Below are 23585 nucleotides of genomic sequence, written 5' to 3' on the forward strand. Positions count from 1 at the left end.
GAGTTCCGTGACCGGGCCGCCAATTCTCTTACCGGCGAAGCTACTTGACGACCGTCAGCGGCAGCAAGGTCTTACCCGTCGGGCCGATCTGGATGCTCGTGTCCATCTGCGGGCAGACGCCGCAGTCGAAGCACGGGGTCCAGCGGCAGTCCTCGACCTCGGTCTCGTCGAGCGAGTCCTGCCAGTCAGCCCAGAGCCACTCCTTGTCGAGACCGGAGTCCAGGTGGTCCCAGGGCAGGACCTCTTCGTACGTGCGCTCACGCGTCGTGTACCAGTCGACGTCCACACCGAAGTCCGGCAGCGTCTTCTCGGCGGCCTGCATCCAGCGGTCGTAGGAGAAGTGCTCGCGCCAGCCGTCGAAGCGGCCGCCACTCTCGTAGACGGCGCGGATGACGGAGCCGATGCGGCGGTCGCCGCGCGAGAGCAGGCCCTCGACGATGCCGGGCTTGCCGTCGTGGTAGCGGAAGCCGATCGAGCGGCCGTACTTCTTGTCCCCGCGGATCTTGTCGCGGAGCTTGGTCAGGCGGGCGTCGGTGTCCTCGGCGCTCAGCTGCGGTGCCCACTGGAAGGGCGTGTGCGGCTTGGGCACGAAGCCGCCGATGGAGACGGTGCAGCGGATGTCGTTCTGCCCGGAGACCTCGCGGCCCTTGGCGATGACGTTGGTCGCCATCTCGGCGATCTGCAGGACGTCTTCATCGGTCTCGGTGGGGAGGCCGACCATGAAGTACAGCTTCACCTGGCGCCAGCCGTTGCCGTACGCCGTGGAGACCGTACGGATCAGGTCCTCCTCCGAGACCATCTTGTTGATGACCTTGCGGATGCGCTCCGAGCCGCCCTCGGGCGCGAACGTGAGGCCGGAGCGGCGGCCGTTGCGGGTGAGTTCGTTGGCCAGGTCGATGTTGAAGGCGTCGACGCGGGTGGAGGGGAGGGACAGGCCGATCTTGTCCTCGGTGTAGCGGTCGGCCAGCCCCTTCGCGACCTCGGCGATCTCGCTGTGGTCCGCGGACGACAGCGAGAGCAGCCCGACCTCCTCGAAACCGGTCGCCTTGAGACCCTTCTCGACCATCTCGCCGATGCCGGTGATGCTTCGCTCCCGTACGGGGCGCGTGATCATGCCGGCCTGGCAGAAACGGCAGCCGCGGGTGCAGCCGCGGAAGATCTCTACGGACATCCGCTCGTGGACGGTCTCCGCGAGCGGTACGAGCGGCTGCTTCGGATACGGCCACTCGTCCAGGTCCATGACAGTGTGCTTGGAGACCCGCCACGGAACCCCGGACCGGTTGGGTACGACACGGCCAATACGCCCGTCCGGCAGGTACTCGACGTCGTAGAAGCCCGGGACGTACACCCCGCCGGTCTTCGCGAGCCGCAGGAGCACCTCCTCGCGGCCACCGGGACGGCCCTCCGCCTTCCAGGCGCGGATGATCTCGGTGATGGCCAGGACGGCCTGCTCGCCGTCGCCCAGGACGGCGCAGTCGATGAACTCGGCGATCGGCTCGGGGTTGAAGGCGGCGTGGCCTCCGGAGAGCACGATCGGGTCGTCGATGGTGCGGTCCTTGGCGGCGAGCGGGATGCCCGCCAGATCCAGGGCGGTGAGCATGTTGGTGTAGCCGAGCTCGGTGGAGAAGGAGAGCCCGAAGACGTCGAAGTCCTTCACCGGCCGGTGCGCGTCCACCGTGAACTGCGGGACCTGGTGCTCGCGCATGAGCGCTTCCAGGTCGGGCCAGACGCTGTACGTGCGCTCGGCGAGGACGCCTTCGCGCTCGTTCAGCACCTCGTAAAGGATCATGACGCCCTGGTTGGGGAGTCCGACCTCGTACGCGTCCGGGTACATCAGCGCCCAGCGGACGTCGCACGCGTCCCAGTCCTTGACGGTGGAATTCAGCTCCCCGCCGACGTACTGGATGGGCTTCTGGACGTGCGGAAGAAGCGCTTCCAAGCGGGGGAAGACCGACTCGACAGGCATGGTGGCGTCTCTCATGAGCGGGCAGGGGTGACCATCCAGCGTACCCCGCGCGCGGAAGCCTCCTTCCACACTTCCGGCAGCTCGCGTTCGCGGTCGGCCGCCGCCGCCTCTTCCTGCCCGTACAGAAGACCCCAGGTGAAGGCCGTCTCCCCCGCCGCGTGCGCCTGGATCGCCAGCGTGCGCAGGGCCTCCCTGGCCACGACGCTGTCCTGGTGGTCGCCGAGGACGGTCTGCACCGCCTTCATGCGCTTCGCGAAGCGTTTCGCGGATGTGCCGAGTGCGGGGGCCGCCGCTTCTCCCGCGTACCTGGCGCGTTTGGCCGCTTTACGGGCCTCGTGCAGCGCCAGGTCGCGTGCGGCTCCCGGGGGCAGGGTGAGCGCGTGCTCGATGCGAGTGGCGAGGCGGGCGTGGTCCTTGAGGACCGCCTTCGGCAGCGCCTTGACCGCGGGCTGTGCGGCGGCGGGCAGCAGCGGGGGCGCGGCGAGGAGCGCGTCGAGCGTCTCCAGGAGGGCGAGGTAACGCCGGCCGTCGAGTACGGCGAGGGTGTGGCGGCGCGATCCGGTGCGGTGGGCCACGGTCCAGATGCGCAGGCGGCCGCGGACGGGGCCGAGCAGGAGGGTCCTGGGGACGGTGTCGATGCGCGCGGTGAGGCGTTCGGTGAGCACCTCCTGGTCGCGGTCGATGCCCAACTCGCTTGCCAGCCACTTGAGTTCCTCGCCGATCGGGTCGGTGACGGCGCGGTCGACGATCTTTCCGTACGTACGGAGCGCGCTGCGCAGCCGGCGGGTCGCGACGCGCAACTGGTGTACGGAGTCGGGGAGATCGCGCCGTACGGCCGGGTCGTACGCGAGGATCGCGTCGACCTGGGCGCGGAGGTAGGCCAGGACGTGACCGCCCGCGGAGTCCTGCGCCGGGGCGGCCTCGCTCCGGGGCGCGGGGATCGCAGGGGCGGTCTCGGCGAGGGCACGGGCGAGCTTGGAAGCGGAGGACGAGCGGCGGATGCCGGCCTTGCGCAGGCGCTTCTCCACGGCGTCCAGGACGGCCGGGTCGGCGTCGTCGGCCAGTTCGACCTCGATCTCCGTCCAGTGCGACTCCCCCGGGCCGCCGGCGAGCCGCTCGGCGCGTACGGCGTCGATGCTGAGCTCCGCGATCAGCGTGCCGTCGGCCGCCGTCAGATGCCGTACGTCGCGGGAGGACAACAGGCGTACGACAGGGACCAGTTGGGCGTCACGGGTACGGGAGCGGGCGAGCCCGGCCAGGGCACGCGGGACCATGTCGGAGAGCGGGGCCCGTATCTCGTCGCGCACGTCCGGGGCGACCGGGAACTTCAGGTGCCAGCCCGCGTCGTCACCGCCGGTGCGCCGGCGCAGTGTGAGCGAGGCGGCGGCCAGCCGCTGGTCGGTGGTGTCGTAGTAGACCGCGTCGAGTTCGGCGACGCCTTTGTCGATGACGGCCGAGACTCCGGGGACTCGGGTCAGGTCGGGCAGCTGGTTGTCGTCGGTGGCTTCGTACTTCCGCTCGATCTCGCGCTTCGTGTCCGCCATGGACCGAATTTACTCGGGCCCGCATGGCGGAGTCCATGGCTCCAACTGCGCGTGGCCTGCTCGAACTGCTGGGGGTCCGGGGGTCGCCCCCGGGGAAACGCAGCGTGCCCCGGCGTCAGGCTGTCATCGGGCGTTGCACACGGATCGACTGGAGCAGACCGATCGCGACCCAGACCGCGAACATGGACGAGCCGCCGTAGGAGACGAAGGGAAGCGGAAGGCCGGCGACGGGCATGATGCCCAGCGTCATGCCGATGTTCTCGAAGGCCTGGAACGCGAACCAGGCGATGATCCCGGCCGCCACGATCGTCCCGTACAGCTCGGTGGTCTCGCGGGCGATCCGGCAGGCACGCCACAGCACGACGCCGATGAGGACGAGGATGAGACCGGCCCCCACGAAGCCGAGTTCCTCGCCCGCGACGGTGAAGACGAAGTCCGTCTGCTGCTCGGGGACGAACTGCCCGGTGGTCTGCGAGCCATGGAAGAGGCCGGTGCCGGTGAGGCCGCCCGAACCGATGGCGATACGCGCCTGGTTGGTGTTGTAGCCGACGCCCGCCGGGTCGAGCGCCGGGTTGGCGAAGGCGGCGAAGCGGGCGATCTGGTAGTCGTCGAGGAGGCCGAGCTGCCAGACCGCGATCGCGCCGAACGCGCCCGCGGAGAGCAGTCCGAGCACCCAGCGGTTGGAGGCGCCGGACGCCAGCAGGACGCCGAGGACGATCATCGCCATCACCATGACCGAGCCGAGGTCCGGCATCAGCATGACGATCATTATCGGGACGGCGGCCAGGCCGAGGGATTTGGCCACCGTGCGGTGGTCGGGGTGGGCCTGGTCGCCCGCGTCCACCCGGGAGGCGAGGATCATCGCCATCCCCAGGATGATCGTGATCTTGGTGAACTCGGAGGGCTGGAGGGAGAATCCGCCGCCGATGACGATCCAGGCGTGGGCGCCGTTCACGGTCTGTCCGAGCGGGGAGAGGACCGCGAGGATCAGGACGACGGAGAGGCCGTAGAGGATCGGGATGGCGCCGCGCAGCGTGCGGTGGCCGAGCCAGATGGTGCCGATCATCAGGGCGAGGCCGATGCCGGTGTTCATGACGTGGCGCAGCAGGAAGTAGTACTGGTCGCCGTGGGTGAGGCTGGTGCGGCCGCGGGTCGCCGAGAGGACCAGCGCGGAGCCGATCCCGGAGAGGGCGAGCGCGGCAAGGAGCAGCGGCCAGTCGAGCCTGCGGACCACGGAGTCGCGGGCCGCGAGCTTGGACCAGGCGCCGCGCTCGGGTGCGTAACGCGAGACGGAGAAACCGGCCATGGTCAGTCCCTCCTGCCGATGCGTGCGGCGAGCTGCTGGTCGCCGGTCTTGGCCGGCGCCTTCTGGGAGTCCGGGTCGTAGTCGCTGATCTTCGGGGAGTCGATCGAGCCATCCGAGGCGATCTTCGGCAGGGACTTCTGGGGGGTGGGGAGCAGTGCCTTCTTGTTGTCCACGGAGCCGTCGGACTGGACGCCGTACAGCGCGTTGTAGATCTTGCGCACCGCCTCACCCGAGGCTCCGGAACCCGTACCGGCCTGGGCGATCGTCATGACCACCGTGTAGTCCTTGGAGTACGTGGCGAGCCATGACGTCGTCTGCTTGCCGTAGACCTCGGCGGTACCCGTCTTGGCGTGCAGCTCGATCTTGTCCTGCGGCCAGCCCTGGAACTTCCAGGCGGCCGTACCGCTGGTGACGACGCCTGCCAGGGCCTTGTCCATGCCCTTGAGCGTGGCCTTGCTGACCGGGAGCTTCGCCTTGACCTTCGGCTTGATCTCCTGGACCGACTTGCCGTCGGCGCTGACGACCGCCTTGCCGATGGTGGGGACGTACTCGGTGCCGCCGTTGGCGAGCGCGCCGTAGATCATGGCCTGCTGGACCGGGGTGACGAGGGTGTCACCCTGGCCGATGGAGTAGTTGATCGAGTCGCCCTCGCGCATCTTGTTGCCTTCGAGGCAGTTCTCGTACGCGATCTTCTCGACGAAGGTCCCGTTCTTCTTGCCTTGCTGGCACCAGATGTTCTTGTTGGCCTTCCAGAACCGCTGCTTCCACTCGCGGTCGGGGACGCGGCCTGTGACCTCGTTGGGCAGGTCGACGCCGGTCTCCTTGCCGAGGCCGAACTGGTGGGCGGCCTTGTAGAAGTAGTCCTTGGGCTCGCCCTTCTTCGGGTTGATGCCGCCGTCCTTCTTCCACTGCGCGTCGGCGAGACCGTAGAAGACGGTGTCGCAGGAGACCTCGAGGGCGCGGCCGAGCGAGATGGGGCCGAAGTTCTCGTTCTCGAAGTTCTTGAACACCTGGTTGCCGACGCTGTACGAGCTGGTGCAGGGGTAGCCGCCGTCCCACACGTAGCCCGCTTCGACCGCGGCGGCCGTGGAGACCACCTTGAACGTCGAACCCGGCGCGGACTGACCCTGTATGGCCCTGTTGAGCAGCGGGTAGTCGGAGTTCTTGCCGGTGAGCTTCGCGTAGTCCTTCGCGGAGATGCCGCCGACCCAGGAGTTGGGGTCGTACGTCGGCGCGGAGGCCATGGCGACGATGCGGCCGGTCTTCGCCTCCATCACGATGGCGGCGCCGGAGTCGGCCTTGTAGTTCGTGCCCGTGATCTTGTCGAACTGCTTGCGGGCGATCTTCATGGCGGCGGCGAGCTCGTACTCGGTGACCCGCTGGACCCGGGAGTCGATGCTGGTGACGAGGTTCGCACCGGGTTGTGCGGAATCGGAATCGGCCTCGCCGATGACCCGGCCGAGGTTGTCGACCTCGTAGCGGGTGACGCCCGCCTTGCCGCGCAGCTGCTGGTCGTACTGGCGCTCCAGGCCGGAGCGGCCGACCTGGTCGGAGCGCAGGTAGGGCGATTCGGAGTCCTTGGCCTTGGTGATCTCGTCGTCGGTGACGGGCGAGAGGTAACCGAGCACCTGGGCGGTGTTGGACTTGCCGGGGGCGGGATAGCGGCGCAGCGCCTGGGGGTCGGCGGAGATGCCGGGGAAGTCCTCGGAGCGCTCGCGGATCTGCAGTGCCTGCTGGGTGGTGGCCTCGTCGGTGACGGGGATCGGCTGGTAGGGGGAGCCGTTCCAGCAGGGCTTGGGGGTCTTGGAGTCGCAGAGGCGGACCTTGTCGATGACGTCCTTGGGCTTCATCTTCAGGACGCCGGCGAGGCGGGTGAGGACGGCCTTGCCGTCGTCCTTCATCTTCAGCAGGTCGGTGCGGGACGCGGTGACCACCAGGCGGGTCTCGTTGTCGGCGAGCGGCACACCGCGCGAGTCGAGGATCGAGCCGCGCACGGCGGGCTGGACGACCTGCTGGACGTGGTTGTTCTTGGCCTCGTCGGTGTACTCCTGGCCGTTGCGGACCTGGAGGTACCAGAGGCGGCCGCCGAGGGTGAGCAGGAGGGAGAAGACGAGGATCTGGATGACGACGAGCCGGATCTGGACCCGTGAGGTCCGCCCCGTTTCGGGGATGTTGGTCATTGCGGGGCCCCCGTCGTTGTCTTCCGGCCGGAGGTCCGGGGGGTGCCCCCGGGAGAATGCAGCGTCACAGCCGCTTGACCCCCTTGATACGTCCGGCCTTGGCCGCCCGGGACTTGGCGGCCTTCATCCGGAATCCCCCGCGCTGGTTGCCGATCCGCAGACCCGTGCCGGCCGACGAGATCCAGCCTGCGGCGACATTGCTGCTGCCGCCCTGGGTGTCGGCGAGCGGGTCGTTCTCCGCGCGTCTGGCCAGCGCCATGATGAACGGGACGGTGAAGGGTGCAAGCAGCAGGTCGTAGACCGCCGCGCTGAACAGCAGTGAGCCCAGGCCCACATGGCGGGCCGCGGTGTCGCCGACCAGGGCGCCCACACCGGCGTACAGCAGGGTGGTGCCGATCGCGGCGGCGACCACGACGAGCATCGGCACGGTCGCGGACCGCATCCGGCCGCTCTCGGGCTTGGCGAGACCGGCGAGGTAGCCGATCACGCACAGCACGAGCGCATAGCGCCCTGCGGCGTGGTCGGCGGGCGGGGCGAGGTCGGCGAGGAGTCCCGCGCCGAAGCCGATGAGGGCGCCCGTGACATGTCCGTAGACCATGGCAAGGCCGAGGACGGTCAGCAGGAGCAGGTCCGGTACGGCGCCGGGGAGTTGAAGTCGGGCGAGCACGCTCACCTGGATCACCAGGGCGACCACCACCAGTGTGGCCGAGAGCAGCATCCGGTTGACACGCATGCGGATCAGCTCCTACTGCTGGGGATAGCCGGCGGTGCCCGTGGGCGTCGCCGTGACGGTGACGGTCGGGGTGGGCTTCGGCTTGGCCGGTTTCTTGGGCAGGACCTCGTCGCGCGGGTTGGTGCGCGGGGCCTGGACGACGACACCGACGATGTCGAGCTTGGTGAAGCCGACGTACGGCCGTACATAGACGGTCCGGGTCAGATCGCCGCCCGAGGGGTCGACGCGGGTGACCACACCGACCGGGACACCGGGCACGAACGGCTTGTCCGACTGGGAGCCGAAGGTGACGAGGCGGTCGCCGGGCTTGACCTTGGCCTTGCCGTTGAGCAGCTGCACGGAGAGCGGGCGGTCGCCCTGGCCGGTGGCGAAGCCGAGTTCGTCGGTGTTCTCCATGCGGGTGCCGACGGTGAAGTCGGGGTCGTTGGCGAGCAGTACGGTCGCGGTGGACGGGCCGACGGTGGTGACGCGGCCGACGAGTCCGTCGCCGTTGAGCACGGTCATGTCGCGCAGGATGCCGTCGTTGGATCCGGCGTCGATGGTGACGGTCCAGGAGAAGCCCTGGGCTGCTCCTATGGCGATGACCTGGGCGCCCTTGATGCCGTACTGGCCCTCGCCCGCGGTCTTGAGCATGGTGTCGAGCTGGCGCGTCCGGCTGCGGTTGCGGTCGTCGCTGCCGAGCTTCTGCTTCAGAGCGGCGTTCTCACGCTCCAGTGCGGAGATGCGGTTGTGGCGCTCTCCGGAGTCCCGTACGGCGCCGATCGCGTTGCCCACCGGGTCGACGGCGGATGCGACGCCGTTCTCTACCGGACCGAAGACGGTGGCGGCGGCCTGCCGGGCGCCGTCGACCGGGGAGTCCTCGCCGCCGCGGATGTCCACCGTGATCAGCGCGAACGCGATCGCGATCAGCAGCACCAGGAGCAGCCGGCTCTCTCGTGTGTCCCTCACGTGCGGAGGCCGTGCCTTCCTCGTCGGGGTCGTTGTGCACTTTTGTATATCAACGATCCGCCGTACGAGTCGGCAGTGGGCCGTACGGCGGATCGATGTGTTCCGTTATCGGCGGGGCTGTGCGTCCAGCACCTGCTGCAGTGCCTCGAACTCCTCGACACACTTGCCGGATCCGAGCGCGACGGAGTCGAGCGGGTCCTCGGCGATGTGGATCGGCATGCCCGTCTCGTGGCGCAGCCGCTCGTCGAGTCCGCGCAGGAGCGCGCCGCCGCCGGTGAGGACGATGCCGCGGTCCATGACGTCGCCGGAGAGCTCCGGCGGGCACTTGTCCAGGGTCGTCTTCACCGCGTCGACGATCGCGTTGACCGGCTCCTCGATGGCCTTGCGGACCTCGGCGGCCGAGATCACCACGGTCTTGGGGAGTCCGGAGACGAGGTCGCGGCCGCGGATCTCGGTGTGCTCGTCCTTGTCCAGGTCGAAGGCCGAGCCGATGGTGATCTTGATCTGTTCGGCGGTCCGCTCACCGAGAAGGAGGGAGTACTCCTTCTTGATGTGCTGGATGATCGCGTTGTCCAGCTCGTCGCCCGCGACGCGGATCGACTGTGCTGTGACGATTCCGCCGAGCGAGATCACGGCCACCTCGGTGGTGCCGCCACCGATGTCGACCACCATGTTGCCGGTGGCCTCGTGGACCGGCAGGCCCGAGCCGATGGCCGCGGCCATGGGCTCTTCGATGATGTGCACCTGGCGGGCGCCGGCCTGGGTGGAGGCCTCGATGACGGCGCGGCGCTCGACACCTGTGATGCCGCTGGGCACACAGACGACCACGCGCGGGCGGGCCAGGTAGCGGCGCTTGTGGATCTTGAGGATGAAGTAGCGGAGCATCCGCTCGGTGATTTCGAAGTCGGCGATCACGCCGTCCTTCAGCGGCCGTACGGCAACGATGTTGCCCGGCGTACGGCCGATCATCTTCTTCGCCTCGGAGCCCACCGCGAGGATCCCGCCGGTGTTGGTGTTGATGGCGACGACGGAGGGCTCATTGAGAACGATCCCTCGACCTCTGACGTACACCAGCGTGTTGGCAGTCCCGAGGTCGATAGCCATGTCACGGCCGATGAACGACATTTTCGAGTTCCCTCTGTTCCCCATGAGGATGCGTCGGGCCTTCCCAAGTGGAGCGATTGGCTTTTTGGTAGGCGAGGCGAGCGCTGCGGGCTTGAAGGCTCCATCGTAGTGCGACCGGTACGACCGCGGCGCGAGGGTCCTTCGCCAGTTGGACGGAACGAGTGCCCGCCTCCACCATGGTGACGCTGTGTCGGAGGCTAGCGTTCCCGGGATCGTCATACATATACCGAAGGGCGACCGAATTAATTCGGTCGCCCCAGGTCATGAGCGCTATATGGCTGACGTTCCGTCAGAAAGAGGAGGGGAAGAAGATCTTCAGTTCTCGCTCTGCGGACTCCTCGGAGTCCGAGGCGTGGATGAGGTTCTCCCGGACGATCGTCCCGAAGTCCCCACGGATGGAGCCAGGGGCCGCGGCAATCGGGTCCGTGGGGCCGGCCAGGGCGCGGACGCCCTCGATGACCCGGTCGCCCTCGACGACGAGAGCGACGATCGGGCCCGACGCCATGAACTCGACCAGGGGCTCGTAGAACGGCTTGCCCTTGTGCTCGCCGTAGTGCGCTTCCAGGGTGTCCTGGTCGAGGGTGCGCAGCTCCAGCGCCGAGATGGTCCAGTTCGCCTTGCGCTCGATACGGCCGATGACCTCGCCGATCAGGCCACGGCGTACGGTGTCGGGCTTGAGCAGGACAAGCGTGCGCTGGCTCACGGTGCGGGCTCCTTCAAGGTGCGGTGTGCGGATCTCAGAGGCTACAGGGCGACACCCTGCACCCATTACGCAGCGTCAGGTTCGGCGGATGCCTGGGCCGCCCAGCGGGCCTTTGCCTCGTCGATCTTGCGGCCGTAGGTCACCGAAGCCCACCACAGGGCCGCGAAGACCACGCCGAGGATGAACATCATCGGGACCACGAAGCCGCTCGCGATCAGCGCGATCTGCAGGCCCCAGCCGATCTGGACCGCACCGGGGCGGCTGAGCATGCCGCAGAGCAGGACCGAGAGCAGCATCGCGATGCCGCAGACCGTCCAGACCACCGCGCCCGAGATGTCGCCCTTCATAGCGACCAGGCCCGCGAAACCGATGACGAAGAACTCGCCGATCAGTGTGGATGCACAGAGCGTGCGCATGTGTCAGCCCCTCCCGAGGAGCAGTCGGGCCTCGCCGACCGTGATGACCGAACCGGTGACCAGGACGCCCGCTCCGGCGTACTCGTCCTCTTCCTCCGCGAGGGTGATCGCCGCTTCCAGGGCGTCGTCCAGGCGGGGTTCGACGACGACGCGCTCGTCGCCGAAGACCTCGACGGCGATCGCGGCGAGGTCGTCCGCGCTCATCGCGCGGGGCGTGGAGTTCTGCGTGACGACGATCTCCGCGAAGATCGGCTCGAAGGCCTCCAGGAGGCCTCGCACGTCCTTGTCGCCACTGGCCCCTACCACGCCGATCAGACGCGAGAAGTTGAACGCCTCCGTGACGCCCGCCGCGGTCACCACCGCACCCGCCGGGTTGTGCGCGGCGTCCAGGACGACGGTCGGCGAGCGGCGCACGACCTCCAGGCGGCCCGGGGATGTCACCGAGGCGAAGGCCTTGCGGACCGTCTCGATGTCGAGGGAGCCCGCGTGCTGGGCGCCGATGCCGAAGAACGCCTCGACCGCCGCGAGGGCGACGGCCGCGTTGTGCGCCTGGTGGGCGCCGTACAGAGGAAGGAAGATCTCCTCGTACTCGCCGCCGAGGCCGCGCAGCGTCAACTGCTGGCCGCCGACCGCGATCTCTCGGGTGGTGACCCCGAACTCCATGCCCTCGCGGGCGACCGTCGCATTGACCTCGACGGCCTTCTTCAGCATCACCTGGGCGGCGTCCACCGGCTGCTGCGCCAGGATGACCGTCGCGTCCTGCTTGATGATCCCGGACTTCTCGACGGCGATCTCGCCGGGGGTGTTGCCGAGGCGGTCCGTGTGGTCCAGGGAGATGGGGGTGACGACGGCGACCGACGACTCGATGACATTCGTCGCGTCCCAGCTGCCGCCCATGCCGACCTCGACGACCGCGACATCGACCGGCGCGTCCGCGAAGGCCGCGTACGCCATGCCGGTGAGCGCCTCGAAGAAGGAGAGGCGGTGCTCCTGGGAGGCGTCCGTCATCTCCACGTACGGCTTGATGTCCGCCCACGTCTCGACGAAGCGCTCGGCGGCGATCGGCACGCCGTCCAGGCTGATGCGCTCGGTGATCGACTGGACGTGCGGCGAGGTGTAGCGGCCGGTGCGCAGCTCGAAGGCGCCGAGGAGCGTCTCGATCATGCGGGCCGTCGACGTCTTGCCGTTGGTGCCGGTGATGTGGATGGAGGGGTACGCCCGCTGGGGGTCGCCCAGGAGGTCGAGGAGTGCTTCCATCCGTACGAGGGACGGGTCGAGCTTGGTCTCGGGCCAGCGGCCGAGCAGCTCCTGCTCCACCTCGCGCAGCGCCTTGTCGACCTCGGGGTCGGCCGGGCGGGCCGGTACCTGGTCGCCCTGCGGGGTGCCCGACTGGGTGCGCAGGGTACGGCTTCCTGCCTCGATCACCGCCAGGTCGGGATCGCGGTTTGTCTCTGCGTCGACGATCTCGTCGAACCTGTCGTCCATGGGCTCCGGCTCACTCACACCCCTCAGTCTACGGAGCCCCTCGGACACTCGATGTCGGGACCAAAGTCCCACGCGTTTCACAGCATCGACAGGCAGACTGGTCGATCATGGACATAGGTATCGATCTCGGCACTGCCAATACGCTGCTCTACGCCCGCGGCCAGGGGATCGTGCTCAACGAGCCGTCCGTGGTGGCGGTTCACGGGGACAGCAGAAAAGCCCTGTCGGTGGGCACCGAGGCCAAGCAGACCATCGGGCGCACGCCCGGTTCGATCACCGCGATCCGGCCGCTGCGGGACGGGGTCATCAGCGACTACGAGGCCGCCGAGGAGATGATCAGGCACTTCGTGCGCAAGGCCGTGCCCGGCCGGCGGCCGCGCACCCGGATGGTGGTCTGCGTGCCCAGCGGGGTGACCCCGGTGGAACGCCGCGCCATCGTGCACGCCTCGCAGCGGGCCGGGGCGAAGTCCGTCCATCTCATCGAGGAGCCGATGGCCGCGGCGATCGGGGCGGGGCTCCCGGTGTCGGATCCGCGCGGGTCGATGGTCGTCGACATCGGCGGCGGGACGACGGAGGTGGCGGTGATCTCGCTCGGCGGGATCGTCACGTCGCAGTCGCTGCGGGTGGGCGGTGACCGTCTCGACGCCGCCATCACCGACTACGTACGCAAGGAGCACGGGCTCCTCATCGGCGAGCGGACCGCAGAGGACGTGAAGGTCGCGATCGGCTCGGCGTGGCCCGTGCCCGGAAACGCTGAGCTGGAGGAACTGACCTTCACGGTGCGCGGCCGCGAGAAGGTCCGCGGACTGCCCAAGACCGTGGATCTGCGGGCGCGGGAGGTGCGCGCGGCGCTGGACGAGCCGGTGGAGGCGATCATCGCGGCGGTGCGGGCGACGCTGGAGGAGTGCCCGCCGGAGCTCTCGGGCGATGTCATGGAGTACGGAATCGTGCTGACCGGAGGCGGGGCGCTGCTGCCCGGGCTCGATCTGCGGATGGCATCGGCGACCGGGATCCCGGTGTTCGTGGCGGACGATCCGCTGGACTGTGTGGTGCTGGGCGCGGGCAAGTGCGCGGAGGACTTCGAGGGTCTGGAGAAGGTGCTGCGGGCCGCGTGAGAGGCGCGCTCAGGAGGGGAACCGGGCCACGACGCGGTACGTACCGTCTTCGCGGCCCGTGGTGAGCGTGCCGCCGACGCTGCTCATCCGCTCCTCCATCGAGAGGTGCCCGGTGCCCGTGGAGACCGGGGCGCGGGAGGGGGCTGCGGCCGGGAGGGGGTTGCTGATCTCCGCCCGGTCGGCGGTGACCGTGACGGTGACCTGCTCGCCGGGGGCGTGCTTGGCCGCGTTCGTCAGGCACTCCTGGACCACCCGGTGGAACGCGGCCTGGCGCAGCGGCGACAGGGCCCTGGCCTCCTGGGCGACGGTCAGCCGTACGGGACTGCCCACCCGTCCGCTCTCGGCGGCCAGGGCGGGGAGGCCTTCGAGGCCCGGGGTCGCGCCGCGTTCGTCCGTACGCCGCACGATGATCTCGTTGAGGAGGAGATGGGCGCTGCGGGCCGTCTCGGAGAGCTCGTCGAAATCGGCCTCGTGGGCCGTGCCCCGGGAGCGTACGGCCAGCACCTCCGAGCGCACGGTCAGCATGGTCAGCTCGCGTCCGACCAGGTCGTGGACGTCGCGGGCCACGGCCTGGCGCTCTTCCTGGACGGCGTGGAGTGCCGCGGTCTCGGCGCGCTGGGCCTCCAGTTCGCGCACCAGGTCCTGGCGGTAGGCGGCGATGCCGACGGCGGCGGCGAGCACCCCGATCGGTACGACCAGGCTGAGGAAGGAGCTGAGGGTGTCGCCTCGGTTCTCGGGCCAGCCGGGCATCGCGAAGAGGGCGCAGGCCAGCGCGATGTAGAGAGCCGTAGCGGTGATTCCGGCCCGGCGGCCACGGAAGCGGCCCAGCGAGTAGAGCGCGAACTGGATCAGGGTCACCTGGTGCAGCCAGGCCAGGAAGACCAGAGCGACGAGGTACGTCAGCCAGGGTGCGCGGCGCCGCAGCAGCAGGGAGGCGGCGCCGATGGCGAGTACGCAGGTCGCCGTCAGCCCGGTGAGGGAATTGTCGGCCGCCGCCAGACCGGGTACGTCGAGGATCATCAGCGCGAAACAGCTCGCGGCGGTGAGGACGTCCAGCGCGAAGGGGCTGCCCGCGTACCGGCGCAGGAGCGCGGCGGTGGAAGCGGGCATCTCGGGCATGCGTTCCATCATCCAAGGTCTTTGGACCCATTTCGACCCGCTTAGGTCACTGATCGAGTGATATGCCGCACCCCTGGGTCCGGCTCGCCCGGATGCAGGACGCCGAGTCCTCCGCCGACAATGCAGAGGTAAGGAGGCCCGAGAGCCATGCTCACTGTGCTCGTCGTCGAGGACGACCCGGATGTCGCGCTGCTGCTCTCCGTGCTCTTCAAGCGCAGCGGCTGGCGGACGGTGCACGCGGCCGACGGGCGGAGCGCGCTGCGGCTGCTGCACGAGACGAATCCCGATGTGATGGTCCTGGACATCGGGCTGCCGGGTCTGGACGGCTGGCAGGTCCTCGAACGCGTACGGGACATGAGCGATCTCCCCGTGCTGATGCTCACCGCGCACGGCCAGGAGTCGGAGCGGGTGCGCGGACTGCGGGCCGGCGCCGACGACTATCTGACCAAGCCCTTCTCCAACCAGGAGCTGGTGGCCAGGATCGAGGCGCTGCTGCGGCGGGTGCCCGCGCACGCGGCGCTGCCGAGGACGTACGACGACGGGGTGCTGACCCTCGACGCGGTGACCCGGCAGGCGATGTGGCGGGAGCGCCCGCTGGAACTGAGCGATCTGCAGTTCCGGCTGCTCCATGCGCTCGCCCAGCAGAAGGACACCGTCGTCACCCCGGAGCAGCTGCTCGGCAGGGTGTGGGGCGACGCGGGCGGCGGCAGCGGGGACCGGGTGAAGTTCGCGGTGCTGCGCCTGCGGCGCGCGATCCAGGAGCTGGACCCGGACGCCGATCCCATCGAGTCGGTACGCGGCGTGGGCTACCGCTACCGGACCTGCTGACCCTGCGCTCCCCCCTTCCCTGCGCGATGATCGATCCGTGGTCGACACCGCCTCCCTCTACGACCCGGGCGCCACGCCCCCGGGCAGCACCCGGTTCTCGTCCGTCGCGGACTGGCCGGCCGGCGAGAGCGTCCACCGGCTGCTGCGGCGCCTCTTCCGCACCCTCGCGGGGCCGGAAGGGCCCGCCCCCGCGAGCGGCGATCCGTACCTCCCCTACCCGCAGGACGTGCTGCGCCTGACCGGCGCCCTCTCCGCCTTCGGTACCGCCCGCAGCGCCTCCACCGCGCCCGTGGCGGTGCGGTTCACGGCCCCGGGGCAGCTGCCCCGCTTCCTCGTGGTGACGGCGTTCCGGCCGCCGTGCCCCGCGGACGACGACGCGATCATGCTGTACGCCGCCGACATCACCCAGGCGGAGGAGGCGCACGCGCAGCTCGCGACCGAGCGCGTCCAGCTCCACACTCTGCTCGACTCGCTCGACACGGGCATCCTGCTCACCGACGGCGACTTCCGGGCCCTGCACATCAACCGGCGGGCGGCCGAGTGGCTCGGTCTGCCCTTCCCCGTGCCGCTGTCCCGGATCCACGTGCCCGCGCTCGTGAGGACGGTCTCCGAGAGGCTCGTCGACCCGGCGGACTTCCAGCGGCTGGTCGATCTCTCGCGCCCCGGGAACCGGGCCGCCTTCCGCGATCTCCACTTCACGGACGGCACGATCAGGCGCATGTACTTCCGGCCGGTGTACGCCGGGACCGAACGGCTCGGCAATCTCTGGGTGCTCGAGAACATCACCGACCAGTACGCCGTGGAACGAGCCCTGACCGAACGCGCCGAGGCACTGGCCGAACTCGCCGACCAGCGGGCCCGTTTCACCTCGGCGGTCAGCCACGCACTGCGTACGCCGCTCACCTCCATCGCAGGCTTCGCCGAGCTGCTCACCACCACCGAGCCGGGACAACTCCCCACCGAGGAACAGCAGTTCGCCGCCGGGATCCAGCGCAACACCGCACTCATGCAGTCCCTGATCGAGGACCTTCTGCTGGTCAGCGGGCTCGAAACCGGGTCGCTCCCGCTGCACATCGCCTCGCTGGAGGTGACCCACCTGCTCGCAGGGGCCGCCGAGGAGGTCCGCGGGACCGCGCGGTCCAGAGACGTACGCGTGGAGCACCTGGCCCCGCCCCGCCTGCCGATCCGCTGCGACCGCGACCGGCTGCACCATGCCCTGGTCAACGTGCTGAAGAAGGCCGTACGGTTCGCCGCCGAGGGCAGCGAGGTGCGGATGCGGGCCGAGGCCGAGGCCGACGGGAGCGCCTGGAACATCACCGTGCACAGCGGCGGCCTGGCCGTCTCCGAGAGCGAGCTCGACGACCTGGCCCTGGGCCGGCTCCTCGACCCGAGCACCGGCGCCGCCGACGTCCTCGGTCTCGCCGTGACCCGTGCGGTCGTCGAGGCGCACGGGGGCAGCCTGCGGGCCGTGCGCGCGCAGGAGGGCGGGATCACCTTCCTCCTGCGGCTGCCCCGGGGGCTGAAGGACCCCGCCCGACGCGCCTGACCGCCCGACGCCCCCTCCCGTCGTAGCGTCGGGGCCGGTTCCGATCCCCGCCCCCGGGAGGCCGTGCATGCAGGACGAGTACACCGACGATCTCGCCGCGCTCTACGCCCCGGACACGCCCCCGCTCGCCCTGCGTTCCCGCCAGGCCGTGATCCCGCTGAAGCTCCCCTGCCGGGCGTACGAAGCGTGTGCCGCGCTCCTCGCAGCCCTGGAACACGACGAGCCCGACGCGTATCCGCAGCTGGCGGAGCGCGACGTCCACCCGCTCGACTCCGCCGCACTGAGCGCCGCGCTGAAACGCTTCTCCGACGACCCGGATCTCGACCGGCTGGACACGCTGATCGTGCGCATCGGCGCCCCGGGCCGCCTCCGGCGCCTGATCCTCGGCATCACGCTGTACCGCGACGCCCCCGCGCCCGCCCTCCTCTTCGCCCGCGTCTTCGAGTCCACGGAGCTCCACGAGACGCGCTTCAGGCACGCCGCCGAGGTCACCCGGCTCGCCGAGCTGATCGATGTCCTGGAGGACGGGGTGATGCTCACCGACGGCCGGTACAGGCTGCGGCTGATGAACTCCGCTCTGGTCGACCTCGCGCACCTGCAGGACGTCGCCCCCTTCGAGCGCGGCACCGACGTCCACCGCGTCGAAAGGGCCATGCTCCGGCTGCTCGCCGATCCGTCCGACCCGCGGCTGCAGTCCGTCGACCGCCTCGTCGAACGGTGCGCGCCGCACTCCGAGCCGTTGAAGCTCGCCGACGGGCGCACCGTCCGGCGCACCTACGTACCGCTCTTCAGCGGGGACACCTACATCGGCAACCTCTGGCTCTTCCGCGACCTCACCGAGCAGCAGAACGCGCTCGGCGTACTGCGGGAGCGCAACCAGGATCTGACCCAACTGGCCGACGAACGCGCCCGGTTCACCGCCGCCGTCTCGCACGACCTGCGCACCCCGCTCACCACCATCAGCAGCTTCTGCGAGCTGCTGGCCACCGACGAACAGTCCCCGCTCACCGAGGAGCAGCTGCGCCACCTCGGCGTCATCGAGAAGAGCGCCGCACGGATGCTGCGGATCATCCGCGACCTGCTGGTCATCACCAGCCTGGAGAACCACGCGCTGGAACTGGAGCTCGCCGACGTCGACGTGCCCGGGCTCTGCACCACGACCGTCGCCGAAATGGAGCCGCTGGCGGCCGCCGCACACCTCACGCTGCGCTGCGACGCCGGGGCAGGGCCCGTCCTGAGCGCCGACCGCTACCGCCTGCGGCAGGTCCTCGACAACCTGCTGGGCAACGCGATCAAGTTCACCCCGGCGGGCGGCGAGGTGTCCCTGAGCTGCCGGTACGAAGCGGCCCGCCACCAGTGGGTGCTGACCGTCGCCGACACCGGCATCGGCATCCCCGGGGACCAGCAGGCCGACATCTTCGACCAGTTCCAGCGCGCCTCGAACACCGGAGGCCATCAGGGCAGCGGTCTCGGTCTGTCCATCGCCCGCGGTCTGGTCGAACGGCACGGCGGCACCATCGCCCTGACCAGCACGGTCGGCATGGGGACGACGGTCACGGTGACACTGCCGCTAACGCCGGTGGAGCCCGGTCAGAGGTGAGCGGGGGCGGATCGCGCTCCGGATGGCAGGGACCGCCGACCGCCCCGATCATGGCCTTATGAGCCATCCGGACCCCGCCGCCGGCATCCCCAGCGCCTTCGAGATCGGACTGCGCGACCACCACTCGCACTTCGATCTCATCGAGCTGCTCGCCCTGCTCCCCTTCGCGAGCGGCGCCGAGCCCTGGTCGCGCTCGGCCAGCCTGGACCGGGTGAGGTCCGGCGGGATCCAGCTCCCCGAGGGCGCCGAGATCGTACGCCACAGCCGCGACAAGAACCGCGCCTGGATGCTGGCCCGCGGCAAGGGCTGGACGGTGCGGATCAGCCGCTGGTTCGCCGAGGACACCAAGATCACGGTCACCGCCGTCGAACTGGCCACCGCGGAGCGCATCCTGGCCGAGCTCGTCGAAGCCCTGGAGGACACCGAGCCGCCGCCGGCCGGCACCACCGAGATGGGCTTCTGGTACTGGTCGGCCGACCGCGGCGGGGTCCACAGCAAGCGCCGTATCGAAGCGGTCGAATGGTCCGAGGCCCACACCAACTACAGCGCCGAACCCGCCCGTCAGCTCTCGCTCCTGATGGCCATGGACCCCGAACAGGTCAGCGGCCGCCTGCTGCTTCTGCACGGCCCGCCCGGCACCGGCAAGACGTCCGCGCTGCGCTCGCTGGCGCTCGCCTGGCGCGACTGGTGCCAGATCGACTGCGTACTCGACCCGGAACGCCTCTTCGACGACGCCGGCTATCTCATCGGCATCGCCATGGGCGAGGAGGGCGAGTCCGACGCGGACGACGAACGCTGGCGGCTGCTGGTCCTGGAGGACTGCGACGAACTGATCCGCGCCGACGCCAAGTTCGCCACCGGGCAGTCCCTGGCCCGCCTCCTCAACCTCACCGACGGCATGCTCGGCCAGGGCCGCAAGGTGCTGGTCGCCATCACCACCAACGAGGACCTGGGCCGGCTGCACCCGGCGATCGTCCGCCCCGGCCGCTGTCTGGCCCGTATCGAAGTCGGACCGCTCAGCCGCCAGGAGGCCGGGGTGTGGCTCGACGGCGCGGCCACCGCTCCCGAGGAGGGCGCGACACTGGCCGAGCTGTACGCGCTGCGGCGCGGCGGCGACCCGCTGCTGCCGGGCGATCCGCGTCTCCCGAACGGCAACTACCTCTGAGGCGTACGAGACGCGGGAAGGCCCCCGGATCGCATGGATCCGGGGGCCTTCACCTGTGCGTACTGTGCGTACTAGGCCTTCGGCAGGCCCTCGATCTGTGCGGTGATCCGCTCGATGTCGGCGTCCGCCTTGGTCAGCCGGGCACGGATCTTGTCGACCACGTTGTCCGGAGCCTTGGCCAGGAAGGCCTCGTTGCCGAGCTTCTTGTTGGCGTCCGCCTTCTCCTTCTCGGCCGCGCCCAGGTCCTTCGTCAGACGCTTGCGCTCGGCCTCGACGTCGATCGTGCCTGACAGGTCCAGGGCGACCTTGCAGCCCGCGATCGGCAGCGAGGCGGTGGCGTGGAAGTCCTCGCCCGCGGGCTGCAGTCGCAGGACCTGGCGGATGGACGCCTCGTGCGGAGCCAGCGCCGTCCCCGTCAGGTCGAGCTCGGCCGGGACCTTCTGGCCGGGCTGCAGGCCCTGGTCGGAGCGGAAGCGGCGGACCTCGGTGATCACCTGCTGGACGAGGGCGATCTCCTGCTCTGCTGCGGTGTCGCGGAAGCCCGAGTCGACCGGCCAGTCGGCGATGACCAGCGACTCCTTGCCGGTAAGCGAGGTCCAGAGCGTCTCCGTGACGAAGGGGACGATCGGGTGGAGCAGGCGCAGCAGCTTGTCCAGGACCTCGCCGAGGACGCGGGCGGAGACCTTCGCGGGCTCGCCGCCCGCGAAGAAGGTGGTCTTGGACAGCTCGACGTACCAGTCGAAGACCTCGTCCCACGCGAAGTGGTAGAGGGTGTCGGCCAGCTTGGCGAACTGGAAGTCGTCGTAGTACGCGTCCGCCTCGGCGACGACCGCGTTCAGGCGCGAGAGGATCCACCGGTCGTTCGCCGACATCTGCTCGGCGTGCGGCAGTTCGCCCTCGACGGTCGCGCCGTTCATGAGCGCGAAGCGGGTCGCGTTCCAGATCTTGTTGGCGAAGTTACGGGACGCCTTGACCCAGTCCTCGCCGATCGGGACGTCGGCGCCGGGGTTGGCGCCGTTGGCGAGGGTGAAGCGGACGGCGTCGGAGCCGTACGCGTCCATCCAGTCGATCGGGTCGACGACGTTGCCGAAGGACTTCGACATCTTCTTGCCGTTCTCGTCGCGGACGAGACCGGTGAACGCGACCGTCTTGAACGGGACCTGGTCGTCCATCGCGTACTGGGCGAACATCATCATCCGGACGACCCAGAAGAAGATGATGTCGTGGCCGGTGAGCAGGACGTCGGTCGAGTAGAACTTCGCGAGGTCCGGGGTCTGTTCGGGCCAGCCCAGCGTGGAGAACGGCCACAGGCCGGACGAGAACCAGGTGTCGAGGACGTCCTCGTCCTGGGTCCAGCCCTCGCCCGTCGGCGGCTGCTCGTCGGGACCGACGCAGACGACCTGGCCCTCGGGGCCGTACCAGATCGGGATGCGGTGGCCCCACCACAACTGGCGTGAGATGCACCAGTCGTTGAGGTTGTCGACCCAGTCGAAGTACCGCTTCTCCATCTCCTTGGGGTGCAGCGCGACCCGGCCGTCGCGGACCGTGTCACCGGCGGCCTTGGCGAGCGTCTCGACCTTGACCCACCACTGGAGGGACAGGCGCGGCTCGACGGTCGTCCTGCAGCGCGAGCAGTGCCCGACGGAGTGCGTGTACGGGCGCTTCTCGGCGACGACCCGGCCCTGCTCGCGCATGGCCTCGACGATGGCGGAACGGGCCTCGAAGCGGTCGAGCCCCTGGAACGGTCCGGGGACCGTGATGATGGCGCGCTCGTCCATGACCGTGATCATCTCGAGGCCGTGGCGCTGGCCGATCGCGAAGTCGTTCGGGTCGTGGGCGGGGGTCACCTTGACCGCGCCGGTGCCGAATTCCGGGTCGACGTGGGCGTCGGCGACGACCGGGATCGTACGGTCGGTCAGCGGCAGCTTGATGCGCTTGCCGATGAGGTGGGCATAGCGGGCGTCGTCGGGGTGGACGGCGATCGCGGTGTCGCCCAGCATCGTCTCGACACGGGTGGTCGCGACGACGAGGGTCTCGTCGCCCTCGCCGTACTTCAGCGAGACGAGCTCGCCGTCGTCGTCCTGGTAGTCGACCTCGATGTCGGAGATCGCGGTCAGACAGCGCGGGCACCAGTTGATGATGCGCTCGGCGCGGTAGATCAGCTCGTCGTCGTAGAGCTTCTTGAAGATCGTCTGGACGGCCTTGGAGAGGCCCTCGTCCATGGTGAAGCGCTCACGCGACCAGTCGAGACCGGCACCGAGGCGGCGCAGCTGGCCGAGGATCCGGCCGCCGTACTCCTCCTTCCACTGCCAGGTCTTCTCGACGAAGGCCTCGCGGCCGATGTCCTGGCGCGACTTGCCCTCTTCGGCGAGCTGCTGCTCGACCTTGTTCTGGGTGGCGATGCCGGCGTGGTCCATGCCGGGCAGCCAGAGGGTCTCGTAGCCCTGCATGCGCTTGCGGCGCGTGAGGGCGTCCATGAGCGTGACCTGGAAGGCGTGGCCCAGGTGGAGGGCGCCGGTGACGTTCGGCGGCGGGATGACGATGGTGAAGGGAGGCTTGTCGCTCTTGGCGTCGGCCTCGAAGTAACCGCGCTCAACCCAGCGCTCGTACAGCTTCCCCTCTACCTCGGCCGGTGCGTACTGGGTCGGCAGTTCTGGGTTGCTGTCTGCGGGCTGCTGCTGAGCGATGTCGGTCACGGGGCCAGTTTAGAGGTGTCACCGGGCCGTCATGAAACGGGAATCTTCGGTAACGATGCACCCCCTGCCACCCCACGCCCCACAGGCGTCCGCGAGGATGTTCGCATCGCATAAGTTTCTGGAGGGGGAACCCAGACCATGAGCCACAACCAGCCCGGCCCGTACGACCAGCAGCCGCAGGGCCAGCCGAACCCTTACGGCCAGCAGCCGCAGCAGCCCCAGGGGCAGCCCGGCTACGGCTACCCGCAGCAGGCCCCGCAGGGCGTCCCGCCGCAGCAGCCCCAGGGCCAGCCCGGCTACGGCTACCCCCAGCAGCAGCCCCAGGCCCCGTACGGCCAGCAGGCCCCCTACGGCCAGGTCCCGCCCCCGCCGGACGGCCCGCGGTCGAAGAGCAAGGCGCCCCTCATCGTGATCGCGGCCGTCGTGGCGGTCGCCGTGATCGGCGGCGGCGTGTGGCTGCTGACCAAGGGCAACAGCAGCAGCGACGGCGGTGGCGGCAGCGGCTCGGTCACCTCGGACGGCAAGAAGTACACGCTCGTCGCCCCGGCGACGGTCATCGGCGGCACGTACAAGAAGAGCGCCGACGGCGACTCCTCCAGCAGCGACCTGACGGACAGCGACGTGAAGGACTTCGAGAGCTGGGGGGTCGCCGACCCCAAGGCGGCCAACGGGTCCTACACATCCGGCTCGGCGACGACGCAGAAGATTCTGGGCTTCAGCGGGGTCTACGGGACCGTCAAGGACCCCGAGAAGGTCATCGACGCCATGTTCGCGAAGGTCAAGTCCGAGTCGGACAAGGACAAGGGCGACGCGAAGACCAAGGGCGAACTGGTCGGCAGCCCCCAGGCCTTCACCCCGGACGGATTCAAGAACGGCATCATGAAGTGCCAGGAGGCGAAGGTCACCGAGACGAGCACCGGTGGCAAGTCCTTCTCCGTCCCCATGTGCATCTGGGGCGACAACAGCACGATCGCGTACGTCAACAACATGGACCTGGGCGCGATGATGGGCACGGGCAAGAGCCAGTCGCTGGCGGACGCCGCGGCACTTGCTGCCAAGCTCCGCAACGATGTACGTGTCGAGGCCAAGTAAGCAGGAGGAACCCCGCCG

At 69.5% G+C, this 23585-nt stretch carries 18 protein-coding genes; 6 read left to right on the forward strand and 12 right to left on the reverse strand.

What is annotated here, in order from left to right:
- Nucleotides 1-40: 40 nt before the first annotated feature.
- From AB0H78_RS08420 to AB0H78_RS08465, 10 genes are all read right to left on the reverse strand, one after another.
- A complete protein-coding gene (locus AB0H78_RS08420; RefSeq protein WP_363233501.1) occupies nucleotides 41-1966 on the reverse strand; it encodes a TIGR03960 family B12-binding radical SAM protein in 1926 nt (641 codons plus the stop codon).
- An 11-nt stretch (nucleotides 1967-1977) separates the two neighbouring features.
- Nucleotides 1978-3510, reverse strand: a complete 1533-nt coding sequence (locus tag AB0H78_RS08425; protein ID WP_363233502.1) for a CYTH and CHAD domain-containing protein — start codon at nucleotides 3508-3510, stop codon at nucleotides 1978-1980.
- Between the two features lie 115 nt (nucleotides 3511-3625).
- Complete coding sequence (rodA, locus tag AB0H78_RS08430; RefSeq protein ID WP_363233503.1) at nucleotides 3626-4816, reverse strand: rod shape-determining protein RodA; 1191 nt, start codon at nucleotides 4814-4816, stop codon at nucleotides 3626-3628.
- A gap of 2 nt (nucleotides 4817-4818) precedes the next feature.
- Nucleotides 4819-6996: a penicillin-binding protein 2 gene (mrdA, locus tag AB0H78_RS08435; RefSeq protein WP_363233504.1), complete on the reverse strand. Its 2178-nt coding sequence runs from the start codon at nucleotides 6994-6996 to the stop codon at nucleotides 4819-4821.
- A gap of 64 nt (nucleotides 6997-7060) precedes the next feature.
- The gene (mreD, locus tag AB0H78_RS08440; protein ID WP_363233505.1) at nucleotides 7061-7729 is read right to left on the reverse strand and encodes a rod shape-determining protein MreD; all 669 of its coding nucleotides are present in this window, start codon (nucleotides 7727-7729) and stop codon (nucleotides 7061-7063) included.
- Between the two features lie 12 nt (nucleotides 7730-7741).
- On the reverse strand, nucleotides 7742-8677 hold the full coding sequence (gene mreC, locus AB0H78_RS08445; protein WP_363233506.1) for a rod shape-determining protein MreC: 936 nt from the start codon (nucleotides 8675-8677) through the stop codon (nucleotides 7742-7744).
- A 105-nt stretch (nucleotides 8678-8782) separates the two neighbouring features.
- Nucleotides 8783-9802: a rod shape-determining protein gene (locus AB0H78_RS08450; RefSeq protein WP_329117242.1), complete on the reverse strand. Its 1020-nt coding sequence runs from the start codon at nucleotides 9800-9802 to the stop codon at nucleotides 8783-8785.
- A 289-nt stretch (nucleotides 9803-10091) separates the two neighbouring features.
- Nucleotides 10092-10505 carry a nucleoside-diphosphate kinase gene (gene ndk / locus AB0H78_RS08455; RefSeq protein ID WP_363233507.1) on the reverse strand — a complete coding sequence of 138 codons (414 nt, stop codon included), beginning with the start codon at nucleotides 10503-10505 and terminating at the stop codon, nucleotides 10092-10094.
- A 65-nt stretch (nucleotides 10506-10570) separates the two neighbouring features.
- Nucleotides 10571-10921 (reverse strand): DUF4233 domain-containing protein, encoded by a 351-nt coding sequence (locus tag AB0H78_RS08460; RefSeq protein ID WP_363233508.1) that lies wholly within the window; start codon nucleotides 10919-10921, stop codon nucleotides 10571-10573.
- Nucleotides 10922-10924: 3 nt separating this feature from the next.
- The gene (locus AB0H78_RS08465; protein ID WP_363234073.1) at nucleotides 10925-12406 is read right to left on the reverse strand and encodes a folylpolyglutamate synthase/dihydrofolate synthase family protein; all 1482 of its coding nucleotides are present in this window, start codon (nucleotides 12404-12406) and stop codon (nucleotides 10925-10927) included.
- Between the two features lie 107 nt (nucleotides 12407-12513).
- Between AB0H78_RS08465 and AB0H78_RS08470 the strand changes: the two genes are divergently transcribed.
- Nucleotides 12514-13521: a rod shape-determining protein gene (locus AB0H78_RS08470; RefSeq protein WP_363233509.1), complete on the forward strand. Its 1008-nt coding sequence runs from the start codon at nucleotides 12514-12516 to the stop codon at nucleotides 13519-13521.
- Between the two features lie 9 nt (nucleotides 13522-13530).
- Here the strand turns inward: AB0H78_RS08470 and AB0H78_RS08475 are convergent, their stop codons facing one another.
- Nucleotides 13531-14640, reverse strand: a complete 1110-nt coding sequence (locus tag AB0H78_RS08475; RefSeq protein ID WP_363233510.1) for a histidine kinase — start codon at nucleotides 14638-14640, stop codon at nucleotides 13531-13533.
- 147 nt (nucleotides 14641-14787) lie between these two features.
- On the opposite strand from AB0H78_RS08475, the gene AB0H78_RS08480 reads away from it, so the two are divergent.
- From AB0H78_RS08480 to AB0H78_RS08495, 4 genes are all read left to right on the forward strand, one after another.
- The gene (locus AB0H78_RS08480; RefSeq protein ID WP_363233511.1) at nucleotides 14788-15468 is read left to right on the forward strand and encodes a response regulator transcription factor; all 681 of its coding nucleotides are present in this window, start codon (nucleotides 14788-14790) and stop codon (nucleotides 15466-15468) included.
- Nucleotides 15469-15505: 37 nt separating this feature from the next.
- Nucleotides 15506-17014 carry a PAS domain-containing sensor histidine kinase gene (locus AB0H78_RS08485; RefSeq protein WP_363233512.1) on the forward strand — a complete coding sequence of 503 codons (1509 nt, stop codon included), beginning with the start codon at nucleotides 15506-15508 and terminating at the stop codon, nucleotides 17012-17014.
- Between the two features lie 67 nt (nucleotides 17015-17081).
- Entirely contained in the window at nucleotides 17082-18614 is a 1533-nt protein-coding gene (locus AB0H78_RS08490; RefSeq protein ID WP_363233513.1) for a HAMP domain-containing sensor histidine kinase, read from the forward strand.
- Between the two features lie 58 nt (nucleotides 18615-18672).
- Nucleotides 18673-19779, forward strand: a complete 1107-nt coding sequence (locus AB0H78_RS08495) for a DUF5925 domain-containing protein (protein WP_363233514.1) — start codon at nucleotides 18673-18675, stop codon at nucleotides 19777-19779.
- A 71-nt stretch (nucleotides 19780-19850) separates the two neighbouring features.
- Here AB0H78_RS08495 and AB0H78_RS08500 read toward each other — a convergent pair whose 3' ends face one another.
- Complete coding sequence (locus AB0H78_RS08500; protein WP_363233515.1) at nucleotides 19851-22475, reverse strand: valine--tRNA ligase; 2625 nt, start codon at nucleotides 22473-22475, stop codon at nucleotides 19851-19853.
- 138 nt (nucleotides 22476-22613) lie between these two features.
- Here AB0H78_RS08500 and AB0H78_RS08505 point away from each other — a divergent pair, with 138 nt between their 5' ends.
- Nucleotides 22614-23567: a hypothetical protein gene (locus AB0H78_RS08505; RefSeq protein ID WP_363233516.1), complete on the forward strand. Its 954-nt coding sequence runs from the start codon at nucleotides 22614-22616 to the stop codon at nucleotides 23565-23567.
- Nucleotides 23568-23585 lie beyond the last annotated feature (18 nt).

Source organism: Streptomyces sp. NPDC050738 (genome assembly GCF_040654175.1).
In the GTDB taxonomy this organism is placed as follows: Bacteria; Actinomycetota; Actinomycetes; order Streptomycetales; family Streptomycetaceae; genus Streptomyces.